Here is an 18,875-nt window from a genome sequence, read left to right on the forward strand (position 1 = left end):
AAGGTTATTCGATATCTAGCTTGCCATTTTGGATCATATGGAGGATGACATCCTGTGATCCGCCACCACCAAAGTCAGAGAAGCTCTTACCCTCCAAACGAATAACTTGATCAGCATTCTCCTTATCGCCTGCCAAGCCTCCTTCAGAGTTGACATACAGCACTGTATCACCACTGTCTTCCTCCGCGACAATATAGGCATCTAGCGAGTCACCGTTTTCATAATCCAATAACTCACCAATATCCAGTTTATCGCCTTCACTCGCATTGAAGTCCATCACTGTATCAATGGCAGGATTATCCGCAGTGCCCTGGTCATTTAACTCCCACTTGAAGGTGTCAGCGCCGAGGCCACCGAACAGCAGATCGTTACCTTCGCCACCAATGAGAGTGTCGTTATCAGCACCTCCGATCAAGATATCGTCACCAGCACCACCGTCGATACTATTACCACCACCATCAGCACGAGCAGTATCAATTAAGGATTCCCAGTTTTCCCGAACATAGTCGAGAATCTGGTCATCGTTAGGCACCGTGCCGCTATTAACTTCCCACTTCAGGAACTCTCGCAGCCCTTGATAACCCAAGCCATCGTGACTTCCTGCAGTGAAGACATCACCTGTATCCTGGTTCGTCCATTCGAGGTGGTCGGTATTGACAGTATCACCGAAGATAATGTCATTTCCCTGCCCTCCAGTAATGACGTCAGCACCTAAGGGCTCAAGTTCATCGAACTCAGAACTTCCCTTAAGGGCCGCAGCTAAATCAGCAGCGGTATTAACAATATCTACTTCACCTATTGGACCAGTAACACCCCGCCAGCCACTCCAGTTGCTGCCAAACCATTCCGTAGCGGTCCCAGCGAAATCGGTATTATCAAAGAACTTGAGATAATCTTGCGATATCCCGGTACCAACACCGATAGCATTCACAGAACTCAAACCAGAAAGCTCAGCAAAGGCATCTACAGAAGCTTTGAACACGTCGTAGTTGGTTGAGCTACCTGAACCACTCACGCCACCCCAGGAGTTATAGTAGTAGGTCGGGTCACCATCGGTTAAGAAGTAGCTCAGATTCTCGAAATCAGCCGCATCAGGTTTAGCATTCTGCTGATTAAACCAATCAGCAGCTTTCTGGAAACCAGCCATATAGTTGGTTCCACCATTGGCGTCGAGGTCATCAATAGCATCAATAAGACTCTGCACATTGCTGGCATTCAGGTTTTCAATAGTGACGCCACTTCCTGCATCTCTGGCAAAGGGAGCTAGCTGAACATTGATAGTTCCTTCATGGTCTTTCAATTGATGAGCCAATTGGGTCAATGCTTGCTTTGTCAGCTCCATTCTATCCAACCCTGGAGTGCCAGATGGCCTATCCATACTCCCGGACGTATCAACAATCAAAGAAATATTGTAGTTAGTGGCGGGGTCTACAATCGTGACCTTCCCTCCACGGTCGCCTAGGATGACATCGTCACCGCCACCACCTTCAATGGTGTTATCTCCGTTTCCTCCTACATTGAGCGACGCAGGCGGCTGAACCTCAAACGGCCGATCAGTCTCGTCCTCATAGGTATTGCCAAATTGGTCATTTCCTACAACTTTAGCAGTCACATCTCCAGAAGATAGCCCCGCTACTTTATCGCTGGAAACATTCACTACCCACGAGCTGCCATCTGGATTGACTTGCGTGACATAAGTCTGCCCGCCAACCGTGACTTCAACCGTATCACCAGCTTTCGCATCTCCACCAACGGAACCACTGATGGAGTGCCCCTCGTTAGACTCACTATTGCTCAGGAAGTCATCCCCACCAAAGAGCGCATCTATCGTGATCGTGGCTTCTGGAGCTACGTTGGCGACGTCTTTACTGTCATCATCGCTGTCGCTATTACCCGCAGGGTCCGTGACCGTGGCACTAACGCTTACGTTAGTCGCACCTTCGCTCACAGCCACCCAAACAGTAACACCGTTATTAATGTCTTCCTGATCCAGCACTACAGTAGTCAGCGTATTACCGCCCGCATCTTTAACGACCAGCGTATCGCCAACCTTAGTACCTGCTTGGAACGTCACTAAGGCTTCGACGCTATTTGGCTCGCCAGCAGCAATTTCATCGATGTTGTAGACATCGTCGTCGCCAGCGCCCTGCAGTGCCACGGTGACAGCTGGAGGTGTAACGTCGAGCATGCCGCTGTCGCGGTCGCTAACCGGGTTGCCGTTGCGGTCTTCGGCGCTGGCGTCCACGGTGATCTCGCCGTCGACCAGGCTGCTGAGGTCTGCGGTGGTGGTGTAGCTGCCGTCGGCACCCACGGTGGCCGTGGTGTTGATCACGTTGCCTTCGCTGTCGGTGATCACCAGGGTGACGGTCTCGCCTTCGGCGACGTCGGTGGTGGTACCGCTGATCTCAACGGCGGTTTCGTCGCTGAGGTCACCGAGGGTGACGTCGAGCGTGCCGGCCGTGGCGTCAAGCGTGCCGCTGTCGCTGTCGCTAACCGGGTTGCCGTTGCGGTCTTCGGCGCTGGCGTCCACGGTGATCTCGCCGTCGACCAGGCTGCTGAGGTCTTCGGTGGTGGTGTAGCTGCCGTCAGCACCCACGGTGGCCGTGGTGTTGATCACGTTGCCTTCGCTGTCGGTGATCACCAGGGTGACGGTCTCGCCTTCGGCGACGTCGGTGGTGGTACCGCTGATCTCAACGGCGGTTTCGTCGCTGAGGTCACCGAGGGTGACGTCGAGCGTGCCGGCCGTGGCGTCAAGCGTGCCGCTGTCGCTGTCGCTAACCGGGTTGCCGTTGCGGTCTTCGGCGCTGGCGTCCACGGTGATCTCGCCGTCGACCAGGCTGCTGAGGTCTGCGGTGGTGGTGTAGCTGCCGTCGGCACCCACGGTGGCCGTGGTGTTGATCTCGTTGCCTTCGCTGTCGGTGATCACCAGGGTGACGGTCTCGCCTTCGGCGACGTCGGTGGTGGTACCGCTGATCTCAACGGCGGTTTCGTCGCTGAGGTCACCGAGGGTGACGTCGAGCGTACCGGCCGTGGCGTCAAGCGTGCCGCTGTCGCTGTCGCTGACCGGGTTGCCGTTGCGATCGGTGGCGCTGGCGTCCACGGTGATTTCGCCGTCGACCAGGCTGCTGAGGTCTTCGGTGGTGGTGTAGCTGCCGTCGGCACCCACGGTGGCCGTGGTGTTGATCTCGTTGCCTTCGCTGTCGGTGATCACCAGGGTGACGGTCTCGCCTTCGGCGACGTCGGTGGTGGTACCGCTGATCTCAACGGCGGTTTCGTCGCTGAGGTCACCGAGGGTGACATCGAGCGTACCGGCCGTGGCGTCGAGTTCGCCGCTGTCGCGGTCGCTAACCGGGTTGCCGTTGCGGTCTTCGGCGCTGGCGTCCACGGTGATCTCGCCGTCGACCAGGCTGCTGAGGTCTTCGGTGGTGGTGTAGCTGCCGTCAGCACCCACGGTGGCCGTGGTGTTGATCACGTTGCCTTCGCTGTCGGTGATCACCAGGGTGACGGTCTCGCCTTCGGCGACGTCGGTGGTGGTACCGCTGATCTCAACGGCGGTTTCGTCGCTGAGGTCACCGAGGGTGACGTCGAGCGTACCGGCCGTGGCGTCGAGTTCGCCGCTGTCGCGGTCGCTAACCGGGTTGCCGTTGCGGTCTTCGGCGCTGGCGTCCACGGTGATCTCGCCGTCGACCAGGCTGCTGAGGTCTTCGGTGGTGGTGTAGCTGCCGTCGGCACCCACGGTGGCCGTGGTGTTGATCACGTTGCCTTCGCTGTCGGTGATCACCAGGGTGACGGTCTCGCCTTCGGCGACGTCGGTGGTGGTACCGCTGATCTCAACGGCGGTTTCGTCGCTGAGGTCACCGAGGGTGACGTCGAGCGTGCCGGCCGTGGCGTCAAGCGTGCCGCTGTCGCTGTCGCTAACCGGGTTGCCGTTGCGGTCTTCGGCGCTGGCGTCCACGGTGATCTCGCCGTCGACCAGGCTGCTGAGGTCTTCGGTGGTGGTGTAGCTGCCGTCAGCACCCACGGTGGCCGTGGTGTTGATCACGTTGCCTTCGCTGTCGGTGATCACCAGGGTGACGGTCTCGCCTTCGGCGACGTCGGTGGTGGTACCGCTGATCTCAACGGCGGTTTCGTCGCTGAGGTCACCGAGGGTGACATCGAGCGTACCGGCCGTGGCGTCGAGTTCGCCGCTGTCGCGGTCGCTAACCGGGTTGCCGTTGCGGTCTTCGGCGCTGGCGTCCACGGTGATCTCGCCGTCGACCAGACTGCTGAGGTCTTCGGTGGTGGTGTAGCTGCCGTCGGCACCCACGGTGGCCGTGGTGTTGATCACGTTGCCTTCGCTGTCGGTGATCACCAGGGTGACGGTCTCGCCTTCGGCGACGTCGGTGGTGGTACCGCTGATCTCAACGGCGGTTTCGTCGCTGAGGTCACCGAGGGTGACATCGAGCGTACCGGCCGTGGCGTCGAGTTCGCCGCTGTCGCGGTCGCTAACCGGGTTGCCGTTGCGGTCTTCGGCGCTGGCGTCCACGGTGATCTCGCCGTCGACCAGGCTGCTGAGGTCTTCGGTGGTGGTGTAGCTGCCGTCGGCACCCACGGTGGCCGTGGTGTTGATCACGTTGCCTTCGCTGTCGGTGATCACCAGGGTGACGGTCTCGCCTTCGGCGACGTCGGTGGTGGTACCGCTGATCTCAACGGCGGTTTCGTCGCTGAGGTCACCGAGGGTGACATCGAGCGTACCGGCCGTGGCGTCGAGTTCGCCGCTGTCGCGGTCGCTAACCGGGTTGCCGTTGCGGTCTTCGGCGCTGGCGTCCACGGTGATCTCGCCGTCGACCAGGCTGCTGAGGTCTTCGGTGGTGGTGTAGCTGCCGTCGGCACCCACGGTGGCCGTGGTGTTGATCTCGTTGCCTTCGCTGTCGGTGATCACCAGGGTGACGGTCTCGCCTTCGGCGACGTCGGTGGTGGTACCGCTGATCTCAACGGCGGTTTCGTCGCTGAGGTCACCGAGGGTGACGTCGAGCGTGCCGGCCGTGGCGTCAAGCGTGCCGCTGTCGCTGTCGCTGACCGGGTTGCCGTTGCGATCGGTGGCGCTGGCGTCCACGGTGATCTCGCCGTCGACCAGACTGCTGAGGTCTTCGGTGGTGGTGTAGCTGCCGTCGGCACCCACGGTGGCCGTGGTGTTGATCACGTTGCCTTCGCTGTCGGTGATCACCAGGGTGACGGTCTCGCCTTCGGCGACGTCGGTGGTGGTACCGCTGATCTCAACGGCGGTTTCGTCGCTGAGGTCACCGAGGGTGACGTCGAGCGTGCCGGCCGTGGCGTCAAGCGTGCCGCTGTCGCTGTCGCTAACCGGGTTGCCGTTGCGGTCTTCGGCGCTGGCGTCCACGGTGATCTCGCCGTCGACCAGGCTGCTGAGGTCTTCGGTGGTGGTGTAGCTGCCGTCAGCACCCACGGTGGCCGTGGTGTTGATCACGTTGCCTTCGCTGTCGGTGATCACCAGGGTGACGGTCTCGCCTTCGGCGACGTCGGTGGTGGTACCGCTGATCTCAACGGCGGTTTCGTCGCTGAGGTCACCGAGGGTGACATCGAGCGTACCGGCCGTGGCGTCGAGTTCGCCGCTGTCGCGGTCGCTAACCGGGTTGCCGTTGCGGTCTTCGGCGCTGGCGTCCACGGTGATCTCGCCGTCGACCAGGCTGCTGAGGTCTTCGGTGGTGGTGTAGCTGCCGTCAGCACCCACGGTGGCCGTGGTGTTGATCACGTTGCCTTCGCTGTCGGTGATCACCAGGGTGACGGTCTCGCCTTCGGCGACGTCGGTGGTGGTACCGCTGATCTCAACGGCGGTTTCGTCGCTGAGGTCACCGAGGGTGACATCGAGCGTACCGGCCGTGGCGTCGAGTTCGCCGCTGTCGCGGTCGCTAACCGGGTTGCCGTTGCGGTCTTCGGCGCTGGCGTCCACGGTGATCTCGCCGTCGACCAGACTGCTGAGGTCTTCGGTGGTGGTGTAGCTGCCGTCGGCACCCACGGTGGCCGTGGTGTTGATCACGTTGCCTTCGCTGTCGGTGATCACCAGGGTGACGGTCTCGCCTTCGGCGACGTCGGTGGTGGTACCGCTGATCTCAACGGCGGTTTCGTCGCTGAGGTCACCGAGGGTGACGTCGAGCGTGCCGGCCGTGGCGTCAAGCGTGCCGCTGTCGCTGTCGCTAACCGGGTTGCCGTTGCGGTCTTCGGCGCTGGCGTCCACGGTGATCTCGCCGTCGACCAGGCTGCTGAGGTCTTCGGTGGTGGTGTAGCTGCCGTCAGCACCCACGGTGGCCGTGGTGTTGATCACGTTGCCTTCGCTGTCGGTGATCACCAGGGTGACGGTCTCGCCTTCGGCGACGTCGGTGGTGGTACCGCTGATCTCAACGGCGGTTTCGTCGCTGAGGTCACCGAGGGTGACATCGAGCGTACCGGCCGTGGCGTCGAGTTCGCCGCTGTCGCGGTCGCTAACCGGGTTGCCGTTGCGGTCTTCGGCGCTGGCGTCCACGGTGATCTCGCCGTCGACCAGACTGCTGAGGTCTTCGGTGGTGGTGTAGCTGCCGTCGGCACCCACGGTGGCCGTGGTGTTGATCACGTTGCCTTCGCTGTCGGTGATCACCAGGGTGACGGTCTCGCCTTCGGCGACGTCGGTGGTGGTACCGCTGATCTCAACGGCGGTTTCGTCGCTGAGGTCACCGAGGGTGACATCGAGCGTACCGGCCGTGGCGTCAAGCGTGCCGCTGTCGCTGTCGCTAACCGGGTTGCCGTTGCGGTCTTCGGCGCTGGCGTCCACGGTGATTTCGCCGTCGACCAGGCTGCTGAGGTCTTCGGTGGTGGTGTAGCTGCCGTCGGCACCCACGGTGGCCGTGGTGTTGATCTCGTTGCCTTCGCTGTCGGTGATCACCAGGGTGACGGTCTCGCCTTCGGCGACGTCGGTGGTGGTACCGCTGATCTCAACGGCGGTTTCGTCGCTGAGGTCACCGAGGGTGACGTCGAGCGTGCCGGCCGTGGCGTCAAGCGTGCCGCTGTCGCGGTCGCTAACCGGGTTGCCGTTGCGGTCTTCGGCGCTGGCGTCCACGGTGATTTCGCCGTCGACCAGGCTGCTGAGGTCTTCGGTGGTGGTGTAGCTGCCGTCGGCACCCACGGTGGCCGTGGTGTTGATCTCGTTGCCTTCGCTGTCGGTGATCACCAGGGTGACGGTCTCGCCTTCGGCGACGTCGGTGGTGGTACCGCTGATCTCAACGGCGGTTTCGTCGCTGAGGTCACCGAGGGTGACATCGAGCGTACCGGCCGTGGCGTCGAGTTCGCCGCTGTCGCGGTCGCTAACCGGGTTGCCGTTGCGGTCTTCGGCGCTGGCGTCCACGGTGATCTCGCCGTCGACCAGGCTGCTGAGGTCTTCGGTGGTGGTGTAGCTGCCGTCGGCACCCACGGTGGCCGTGGTGTTGATCACGTTGCCTTCGCTGTCGGTGATCACCAGGGTGACGGTCTCGCCTTCGGCGACGTCGGTGGTGGTACCGCTGATCTCAACGGCGGTTTCGTCGCTGAGGTCACCGAGGGTGACATCGAGCGTACCGGCCGTGGCGTCGAGTTCGCCGCTGTCGCGGTCGCTAACCGGGTTGCCGTTGCGGTCTTCGGCGCTGGCGTCCACGGTGATCTCGCCGTCGACCAGGCTGCTGAGGTCTTCGGTGGTGGTGTAGCTGCCGTCGGCACCCACGGTGGCCGTGGTGTTGATCACGTTGCCTTCGCTGTCGGTGATCACCAGGGTGACGGTCTCGCCTTCGGCGACGTCGGTGGTGGTACCGCTGATCTCAACGGCGGTTTCGTCGCTGAGGTCACCGAGGGTGACATCGAGCGTACCGGCCGTGGCGTCGAGTTCGCCGCTGTCGCGGTCGCTAACCGGGTTGCCGTTGCGGTCTTCGGCGCTGGCGTCCACGGTGATCTCGCCGTCGACCAGACTGCTGAGGTCTTCGGTGGTGGTGTAGCTGCCGTCGGCACCCACGGTGGCCGTGGTGTTGATCACGTTGCCTTCGCTGTCGGTGATCACCAGGGTGACGGTCTCGCCTTCGGCGACGTCGGTGGTGGTACCGCTGATCTCAACGGCGGTTTCGTCGCTGAGGTCACCGAGGGTGACATCGAGCGTACCGGCCGTGGCGTCGAGTTCGCCGCTGTCGCGGTCGCTAACCGGGTTGCCGTTGCGGTCTTCGGCGCTGGCGTCCACGGTGATCTCGCCGTCGACCAGGCTGCTGAGGTCTTCGGTGGTGGTGTAGCTGCCGTCGGCACCCACGGTGGCCGTGGTGTTGATCACGTTGCCTTCGCTGTCGGTGATCACCAGGGTGACGGTCTCGCCTTCGGCGACGTCGGTGGTGGTACCGCTGATCTCAACGGCGGTTTCGTCGCTGAGGTCACCGAGGGTGACGTCGAGCGTGCCGGCCGTGGCGTCAAGCGTGCCGCTGTCGCGGTCGCTAACCGGGTTGCCGTTGCGGTCTTCGGCGCTGGCGTCCACGGTGATTTCGCCGTCGACCAGGCTGCTGAGGTCTTCGGTGGTGGTGTAGCTGCCGTCGGCACCCACGGTGGCCGTGGTGTTGATCTCGTTGCCTTCGCTGTCGGTGATCACCAGGGTGACGGTCTCGCCTTCGGCGACGTCGGTGGTGGTACCGCTGATCTCAACGGCGGTTTCGTCGCTGAGGTCACCGAGGGTGACGTCGAGCGTGCCGGCCGTGGCGTCAAGCGTGCCGCTGTCGCGGTCGCTGACCGGGTTGCCGTTGCGATCGGTGGCGCTGGCGTCCACGGTGATCTCGCCGTCGACCAGACTGCTGAGGTCTTCGGTGGTGGTGTAGCTGCCGTCGGCACCCACGGTGGCCGTGGTGTTGATCACGTTGCCTTCGCTGTCGGTGATCACCAGGGTGACGGTCTCGCCTTCGGCGACGTCGGTGGTGGTACCGCTGATCTCAACGGCGGTTTCGTCGCTGAGGTCACCGAGGGTGACATCGAGCGTACCGGCCGTGGCGTCGAGTTCGCCGCTGTCGCGGTCGCTAACCGGGTTGCCGTTGCGGTCTTCGGCGCTGGCGTCCACGGTGATCTCGCCGTCGACCAGACTGCTGAGGTCTTCGGTGGTGGTGTAGCTGCCGTCGGCACCCACGGTGGCCGTGGTGTTGATCACGTTGCCTTCGCTGTCGGTGATCACCAGGGTGACGGTCTCGCCTTCGGCGACGTCGGTGGTGGTACCGCTGATCTCAACGGCGGTTTCGTCGCTGAGGTCACCGAGGGTGACATCGAGCGTACCGGCCGTGGCGTCGAGTTCGCCGCTGTCGCGGTCGCTAACCGGGTTGCCGTTGCGGTCTTCGGCGCTGGCGTCCACGGTGATCTCGCCGTCGACCAGGCTGCTGAGGTCTTCGGTGGTGGTGTAGCTGCCGTCGGCACCCACGGTGGCCGTGGTGTTGATCACGTTGCCTTCGCTGTCGGTGATCACCAGGGTGACGGTCTCGCCTTCGGCGACGTCGGTGGTGGTACCGCTGATCTCAACGGCGGTTTCGTCGCTGAGGTCACCGAGGGTGACGTCGAGCGTGCCGGCCGTGGCGTCAAGCGTGCCGCTGTCGCTGTCGCTAACCGGGTTGCCGTTGCGGTCTTCGGCGCTGGCGTCCACGGTGATCTCGCCGTCGACCAGACTGCTGAGGTCTTCGGTGGTGGTGTAGCTGCCGTCGGCACCCACGGTGGCCGTGGTGTTGATCACGTTGCCTTCGCTGTCGGTGATCACCAGGGTGACGGTCTCGCCTTCGGCGACGTCGGTGGTGGTACCGCTGATCTCAACGGCGGTTTCGTCGCTGAGGTCACCGAGGGTGACATCGAGCGTACCGGCCGTGGCGTCGAGTTCGCCGCTGTCGCGGTCGCTAACCGGGTTGCCGTTGCGGTCTTCGGCGCTGGCGTCCACGGTGATCTCGCCGTCGACCAGGCTGCTGAGGTCTTCGGTGGTGGTGTAGCTGCCGTCAGCACCCACGGTGGCCGTGGTGTTGATCACGTTGCCTTCGCTGTCGGTGATCACCAGGGTGACGGTCTCGCCTTCGGCGACGTCGGTGGTGGTACCGCTGATCTCAACGGCGGTTTCGTCGCTGAGGTCACCGAGGGTGACGTCGAGCGTACCGGCCGTGGCGTCGAGTTCGCCGCTGTCGCGGTCGCTAACCGGGTTGCCGTTGCGGTCTTCGGCGCTGGCGTCCACGGTGATCTCGCCGTCGACCAGGCTGCTGAGGTCTTCGGTGGTGGTGTAGCTGCCGTCGGCACCCACGGTGGCCGTGGTGTTGATCACGTTGCCTTCGCTGTCGGTGATCACCAGGGTGACGGTCTCGCCTTCGGCGACGTCGGTGGTGGTACCGCTGATCTCAACGGCGGTTTCGTCGCTGAGGTCACCGAGGGTGACATCGAGCGTACCGGCCGTGGCGTCGAGTTCGCCGCTGTCGCGGTCGCTAACCGGGTTGCCGTTGCGGTCTTCGGCGCTGGCGTCCACGGTGATCTCGCCGTCGACCAGGCTGCTGAGGTCTTCGGTGGTGGTGTAGCTGCCGTCAGCACCCACGGTGGCCGTGGTGTTGATCACGTTGCCTTCGCTGTCGGTGATCACCAGGGTGACGGTCTCGCCTTCGGCGACGTCGGTGGTGGTACCGCTGATCTCAACGGCGGTTTCGTCGCTGAGGTCACCGAGGGTGACATCGAGCGTGCCGGCCGTGGCGTCAAGCGTGCCGCTGTCGCGGTCGCTGACCGGGTTGCCGTTGCGATCGGTGGCGCTGGCGTCCACGGTGATCTCGCCGTCGACCAGGCTGCTGAGGTCTTCGGTGGTGGTGTAGCTGCCGTCGGCACCCACGGTGGCCGTGGTGTTGATCACGTTGCCTTCGCTGTCGGTGATCACCAGGGTGACGGTCTCGCCTTCGGCGACGTCGGTGGTGGTACCGCTGATCTCAACGGCGGTTTCGTCGCTGAGGTCACCGAGGGTGACGTCGAGCGTGCCGGCCGTGGCGTCAAGCGTGCCGCTGTCGCTGTCGCTAACCGGGTTGCCGTTGCGGTCTTCGGCGCTGGCGTCCACGGTGATCTCGCCGTCGACCAGGCTGCTGAGGTCTGCGGTGGTGGTGTAGCTGCCGTCGGCACCCACGGTGGCCGTGGTGTTGATCTCGTTGCCTTCGCTGTCGGTGATCACCAGGGTGACGGTCTCGCCTTCGGCGACGTCGGTGGTGGTACCGCTGATCTCAACGGCGGTTTCGTCGCTGAGGTCACCGAGGGTGACGTCGAGCGTGCCGGCCGTGGCGTCAAGCGTGCCGCTGTCGCTGTCGCTGACCGGGTTGCCGTTGCGATCGGTGGCGCTGGCGTCCACGGTGATTTCGCCGTCGACCAGGCTGCTGAGGTCTTCGGTGGTGGTGTAGCTGCCGTCAGCACCCACGGTGGCCGTGGTGTTGATCACGTTGCCTTCGCTGTCGGTGATCACCAGGGTGACGGTCTCGCCTTCGGCGACGTCGGTGGTGGTACCGCTGATCTCAACGGCGGTTTCGTCGCTGAGGTCACCGAGGGTGACATCGAGCGTACCGGCCGTGGCGTCGAGTTCGCCGCTGTCGCGGTCGCTAACCGGGTTGCCGTTGCGGTCTTCGGCGCTGGCGTCCACGGTGATCTCGCCGTCGACCAGGCTGCTGAGGTCTTCGGTGGTGGTGTAGCTGCCGTCGGCACCCACGGTGGCCGTGGTGTTGATCACGTTGCCTTCGCTGTCGGTGATCACGTTGCCTTCGCTGTCGGTGATCACCAGGGTGACGGTCTCGCCTTCGGCGACGTCGGTGGTGGTACCGCTGATCTCAACGGCGGTTTCGTCGCTGAGGTCACCGAGGGTGACATCGAGCGTACCGGCCGTGGCGTCGAGTTCGCCGCTGTCGCGGTCGCTAACCGGGTTGCCGTTGCGGTCTTCGGCGCTGGCGTCCACGGTGATCTCGCCGTCGACCAGACTGCTGAGGTCTTCGGTGGTGGTGTAGCTGCCGTCGGCACCCACGGTGGCCGTGGTGTTGATCACGTTGCCTTCGCTGTCGGTGATCACCAGGGTGACGGTCTCGCCTTCGGCGACGTCGGTGGTGGTACCGCTGATCTCAACGGCGGTTTCGTCGCTGAGGTCACCGAGGGTGACATCGAGCGTACCGGCCGTGGCGTCAAGCGTGCCGCTGTCGCTGTCGCTAACCGGGTTGCCGTTGCGGTCTTCGGCGCTGGCGTCCACGGTGATCTCGCCGTCGACCAGGCTGCTGAGGTCTTCGGTGGTGGTGTAGCTGCCGTCAGCACCCACGGTGGCCGTGGTGTTGATCACGTTGCCTTCGCTGTCGGTGATCACCAGGGTGACGGTCTCGCCTTCGGCGACGTCGGTGGTGGTACCGCTGATCTCAACGGCGGTTTCGTCGCTGAGGTCACCGAGGGTGACGTCGAGCGTACCGGCCGTGGCGTCGAGTTCGCCGCTGTCGCGGTCGCTAACCGGGTTGCCGTTGCGGTCTTCGGCGCTGGCGTCCACGGTGATCTCGCCGTCGACCAGGCTGCTGAGGTCTTCGGTGGTGGTGTAGCTGCCGTCGGCACCCACGGTGGCCGTGGTGTTGATCACGTTGCCTTCGCTGTCGGTGATCACCAGGGTGACGGTCTCGCCTTCGGCGACGTCGGTGGTGGTACCGCTGATCTCAACGGCGGTTTCGTCGCTGAGGTCACCGAGGGTGACGTCGAGCGTGCCGGCCGTGGCGTCAAGCGTGCCGCTGTCGCGGTCGCTAACCGGGTTGCCGTTGCGGTCTTCGGCGCTGGCGTCCACGGTGATTTCGCCGTCGACCAGGCTGCTGAGGTCTTCGGTGGTGGTGTAGCTGCCGTCGGCACCCACGGTGGCCGTGGTGTTGATCTCGTTGCCTTCGCTGTCGGTGATCACCAGGGTGACGGTCTCGCCTTCGGCGACGTCGGTGGTGGTACCGCTGATCTCAACGGCGGTTTCGTCGCTGAGGTCACCGAGGGTGACATCGAGCGTACCGGCCGTGGCGTCGAGTTCGCCGCTGTCGCGGTCGCTAACCGGGTTGCCGTTGCGGTCTTCGGCGCTGGCGTCCACGGTGATCTCGCCGTCGACCAGGCTGCTGAGGTCTTCGGTGGTGGTGTAGCTGCCGTCGGCACCCACGGTGGCCGTGGTGTTGATCACGTTGCCTTCGCTGTCGGTGATCACCAGGGTGACGGTCTCGCCTTCGGCGACGTCGGTGGTGGTACCGCTGATCTCAACGGCGGTTTCGTCGCTGAGGTCACCGAGGGTGACGTCGAGCGTGCCGGCCGTGGCGTCAAGCGTGCCGCTGTCGCGGTCGCTAACCGGGTTGCCGTTGCGGTCTTCGGCGCTGGCGTCCACGGTGATCTCGCCGTCGACCAGGCTGCTGAGGTCTTCGGTGGTGGTGTAGCTGCCGTCGGCACCCACGGTGGCCGTGGTGTTGATCACGTTGCCTTCGCTGTCGGTGATCACCAGGGTGACGGTCTCGCCTTCGGCGACGTCGGTGGTGGTACCGCTGATCTCAACGGCGGTTTCGTCGCTGAGGTCACCGAGGGTGACGTCGAGCGTACCGGCCGTGGCGTCAAGCGTGCCGCTGTCGCTGTCGCTGACCGGGTTGCCGTTGCGATCGGTGGCGCTGGCGTCCACGGTGATTTCGCCGTCGACCAGGCTGCTGAGGTCTTCGGTGGTGGTGTAGCTGCCGTCAGCACCCACGGTGGCCGTGGTGTTGATCTCGTTGCCTTCGCTGTCGGTGATCACCAGGGTGACGGTCTCGCCTTCGGCGACGTCGGTGGTGGTACCGCTGATCTCAACGGCGGTTTCGTCGCTGAGGTCACCGAGGGTGACGTCGAGCGTGCCGGCCGTGGCGTCAAGCGTGCCGCTGTCGCTGTCGCTAACCGGGTTGCCGTTGCGGTCTTCGGCGCTGGCGTCCACGGTGATTTCGCCGTCGACCAGGCTGCTGAGGTCTTCGGTGGTGGTGTAGCTGCCGTCAGCACCCACGGTGGCCGTGGTGTTGATCACGTTGCCTTCGCTGTCGGTGATCACCAGGGTGACGGTCTCGCCTTCGGCGACGTCGGTGGTGGTACCGCTGATCTCAACGGCGGTTTCGTCGCTGAGGTCACCGAGGGTGACGTCGAGCGTGCCGGCCGTGGCGTCAAGCGTGCCGCTGTCGCGGTCGCTAACCGGGTTGCCGTTGCGGTCTTCGGCGCTGGCGTCCACGGTGATTTCGCCGTCGACCAGGCTGCTGAGGTCTTCGGTGGTGGTGTAGCTGCCGTCGGCACCCACGGTGGCCGTGGTGTTGATCTCGTTGCCTTCGCTGTCGGTGATCACCAGGGTGACGGTCTCGCCTTCGGCGACGTCGGTGGTGGTACCGCTGATCTCAACGGCGGTTTCGTCGCTGAGGTCACCGAGGGTGACGTCGAGCGTACCGGCCGTGGCGTCGAGTTCGCCGCTGTCGCGGTCGCTAACCGGGTTGCCGTTGCGGTCTTCGGCGCTGGCGTCCACGGTGATCTCGCCGTCGACCAGGCTGCTGAGGTCTTCGGTGGTGGTGTAGCTGCCGTCAGCACCCACGGTGGCCGTGGTGTTGATCACGTTGCCTTCGCTGTCGGTGATCACCAGGGTGACGGTCTCGCCTTCGGCGACGTCGGTGGTGGTACCGCTGATCTCAACGGCGGTTTCGTCGCTGAGGTCACCGAGGGTGACATCGAGCGTACCGGCCGTGGCGTCGAGTTCGCCGCTGTCGCGGTCGCTAACCGGGTTGCCGTTGCGGTCTTCGGCGCTGGCGTCCACGGTGATCTCGCCGTCGACCAGGCTGCTGAGGTCTTCGGTGGTGGTGTAGCTGCCGTCGGCACCCACGGTGGCCGTGGTGTTGATCACGTTGCCTTCGCTGTCGGTGATCACCAGGGTGACGGTCTCGCCTTCGGCGACGTCGGTGGTGGTACCGCTGATCTCAACGGCGGTTTCGTCGCTGAGGTCACCGAGGGTGACATCGAGCGTACCGGCCGTGGCGTCGAGTTCGCCGCTGTCGCGGTCGCTAACCGGGTTGCCGTTGCGGTCTTCGGCGCTGGCGTCCACGGTGATCTCGCCGTCGACCAGACTGCTGAGGTCTTCGGTGGTGGTGTAGCTGCCGTCGGCACCCACGGTGGCCGTGGTGTTGATCACGTTGCCTTCGCTGTCGGTGATCACCAGGGTGACGGTCTCGCCTTCGGCGACGTCGGTGGTGGTACCGCTGATCTCAACGGCGGTTTCGTCGCTGAGGTCACCGAGGGTGACGTCGAGCGTACCGGCCGTGGCGTCAAGCGTGCCGCTGTCGCTGTCGCTGACCGGGTTGCCGTTGCGATCGGTGGCGCTGGCGTCCACGGTGATTTCGCCGTCGACCAGGCTGCTGAGGTCTTCGGTGGTGGTGTAGCTGCCGTCGGCACCCACGGTGGCCGTGGTGTTGATCACGTTGCCTTCGCTGTCGGTGATCACCAGGGTGACGGTCTCGCCTTCGGCGACGTCGGTGGTGGTACCGCTGATCTCAACGGCGGTTTCGTCGCTGAGGTCACCGAGGGTGACATCGAGCGTACCGGCCGTGGCGTCGAGTTCGCCGCTGTCGCGGTCGCTAACCGGGTTGCCGTTGCGGTCTTCGGCGCTGGCGTCCACGGTGATCTCGCCGTCGACCAGGCTGCTGAGGTCTTCGGTGGTGGTGTAGCTGCCGTCAGCACCCACGGTGGCCGTGGTGTTGATCTCGTTGCCTTCGCTGTCGGTGATCACCAGGGTGACGGTCTCGCCTTCGGCGACGTCGGTGGTGGTACCGCTGATCTCAACGGCGGTTTCGTCGCTGAGGTCACCGAGGGTGACATCGAGCGTACCGGCCGTGGCGTCGAGTTCGCCGCTGTCGCGGTCGCTAACCGGGTTGCCGTTGCGGTCTTCGGCGCTGGCGTCCACGGTGATCTCGCCGTCGACCAGGCTGCTGAGGTCTTCGGTGGTGGTGTAGCTGCCGTCAGCACCCACGGTGGCCGTGGTGTTGATCACGTTGCCTTCGCTGTCGGTGATCACCAGGGTGACGGTCTCGCCTTCGGCGACGTCGGTGGTGGTACCGCTGATCTCAACGGCGGTTTCGTCGCTGAGGTCACCGAGGGTGACGTCGAGCGTACCGGCCGTGGCGTCGAGTTCGCCGCTGTCGCGGTCGCTAACCGGGTTGCCGTTGCGGTCTTCGGCGCTGGCGTCCACGGTGATCTCGCCGTCGACCAGGCTGCTGAGGTCTTCGGTGGTGGTGTAGCTGCCGTCAGCACCCACGGTGGCCGTGGTGTTGATCACGTTGCCTTCGCTGTCGGTGATCACCAGGGTGACGGTCTCGCCTTCGGCGACGTCGGTGGTGGTACCGCTGATCTCAACGGCGGTTTCGTCGCTGAGGTCACCGAGGGTGACATCGAGCGTACCGGCCGTGGCGTCGAGTTCGCCGCTGTCGCGGTCGCTAACCGGGTTGCCGTTGCGGTCTTCGGCGCTGGCGTCCACGGTGATCTCGCCGTCGACCAGACTGCTGAGGTCTTCGGTGGTGGTGTAGCTGCCGTCGGCACCCACGGTGGCCGTGGTGTTGATCACGTTGCCTTCGCTGTCGGTGATCACCAGGGTGACGGTCTCGCCTTCGGCGACGTCGGTGGTGGTACCGCTGATCTCAACGGCGGTTTCGTCGCTGAGGTCACCGAGGGTGACATCGAGCGTACCGGCCGTGGCGTCGAGTTCGCCGCTGTCGCGGTCGCTAACCGGGTTGCCGTTGCGGTCTTCGGCGCTGGCGTCCACGGTGATCTCGCCGTCGACCAGGCTGCTGAGGTCTTCGGTGGTGGTGTAGCTGCCGTCGGCACCCACGGTGGCCGTGGTGTTGATCACGTTGCCTTCGCTGTCGGTGATCACCAGGGTGACGGTCTCGCCTTCGGCGACGTCGGTGGTGGTACCGCTGATCTCAACGGCGGTTTCGTCGCTGAGGTCACCGAGGGTGACATCGAGCGTACCGGCCGTGGCGTCGAGTTCGCCGCTGTCGCGGTCGCTAACCGGGTTGCCGTTGCGGTCTTCGGCGCTGGCGTCCACGGTGATCTCGCCGTCGACCAGACTGCTGAGGTCTTCGGTGGTGGTGTAGCTGCCGTCGGCACCCACGGTGGCCGTGGTGTTGATCACGTTGCCTTCGCTGTCGGTGATCACCAGGGTGACGGTCTCGCCTTCGGCGACGTCGGTGGTGGTACCGCTGATCTCAACGGCGGTTTCGTCGCTGAGGTCACCGAGGGTGACGTCGAGCGTACCGGCCGTGGCGTCAAGCGTGCCGCTGTCGCTGTCGCTGACCGGGTTGCCGTTGCGATCGGTGGCGCTGGCGTCCACGGTGATCTCGCCGTCGACCAGGCTGCTGAGGTCTTCGGTGGTGGTGTAGCTGCCGTCGGCACCCACGGTGGCCGTGGTGTTGATCTCGTTGCCTTCGCTGTCGGTGATCACCAGGGTGACGGTCTCGCCTTCGGCGACGTCGGTGGTGGTACCGCTGATCTCAACGGCGGTTTCGTCGCTGAGGTCACCGAGGGTGACATCGAGCGTGCCATCGTCAGCATCAGCGTCGGCATCGGCATCAGCATCGGCATCCGCGTCTGCATCAGCGTCGGCGTCGGCGTCGGCGTCGGCGTCGGCGTCGGCATCAGCGTCGGCGTCAGCATCGGCGTCAGCATCGGCATCAGCGTCTGCGTCTGCGTCTGCATCTGCATCGGCGTCTGCATCCGCGTCGGCATCAGCATCCGCGTCGGCATCTGCGTCGGCATCGGCATCGGCATCGGCATCGGCATCAGCATCCGCGTCAGCATCTGCGTCTGCGTCTGCATCGGCATCGGCATCGGCATCGGCATCGGCATCAGCGTCGGCATCAGCGTCGGCGTCGGCGTCGGCGTCGGCGTCGGCGTCGGCGTCGGCGTCGGCGTCGGCGTCGGCGTCGGCGTCGGCGTCGGCGTCGGCGTCGGCGTCGGCGTCGGCATCAGCATCAGCATCTGCATCTGCATCTGCATCGGCATCTGCATCTGCATCGGCATCTGCATCTGCATCTGCATCTGCATCGGCATCAGCGTCCGCATCGGCGTCGGCATCCGCATCTGCGTCAGCATCTGCGTCAGCATCGGCATCAGCGTCGGCATCTGCATCAGCGTCGGCGTCGGCGTCGGCATCTGCATCTGCGTCCGCATCCGCATCCGCATCGGCGTCTGCATCGGCATCAGCGTCAGCATCTGCATCCGCGTCGGCGTCGGCGTCGGCATCTGCGTCTGCGTCTGCGTCTGCGTCTGCGTCTGCGTCGGTATCATCAAGCTCGACGAACTCGGCCCTTTCAAGGCCGCTTCCTTCAGTGCTAAAACTAAGTGGGTCGGTTTCTTCGGCGATACGGGCAAGGCGTACAAAGCTGCTACCGCCACCACCACCGCCGGCAGCACCACCGGCTGCAGTGGCATCTAACAGTTCGAGCAGGTCACCATCTTCATCATCCAGAGCGGCGAGCAGCGCGTCTAAATCATCATCTGAAGCACTGGCATCGGTGGCAACAATCGCGTCAAGATCAAGCTCTGGAGTGACAGCAACTTCTTGGCCGCCTTCAATAACGTTAACGCCTGTTCCGTCGGCAAAGTCTAGATCTACACGACCATCTGCAGACGTGATAATCGTTTCACCTTCCTGAAGAACATCGCCAATACGAAGCTCACGCAGGTTGCCATCTTCATCACGTGCCCAAGCCTGACCTGAAATCGCGATAACTGTTGCCATGTGCTGTATCCCACCCGCCGTTTCATTAAAGGATTTGCCGTCTTTGTAAAAATCAATGAAAGTAAACATTCATTAACGGCATTTTGCGGCA

The 18,875-nt window shown here is 64.0% G+C and carries 1 protein-coding gene; it reads right to left on the reverse strand.

Annotated features, from left to right (window positions below; all coding sequences use genetic code 11):
• Positions 1-4: 4 nt before the first annotated feature.
• Positions 5-18,784, reverse strand: a complete 18,780-nt coding sequence (locus tag IR195_RS14115) for a hypothetical protein (RefSeq protein ID WP_206047884.1) — start codon at positions 18,782-18,784, stop codon at positions 5-7.
• Positions 18,785-18,875 lie beyond the last annotated feature (91 nt).

Origin of the sequence: Vreelandella venusta (assembly GCF_015689495.1) — a bacterium.
Classification (GTDB): domain Bacteria; phylum Pseudomonadota; class Gammaproteobacteria; order Pseudomonadales; family Halomonadaceae; genus Vreelandella; species Vreelandella venusta.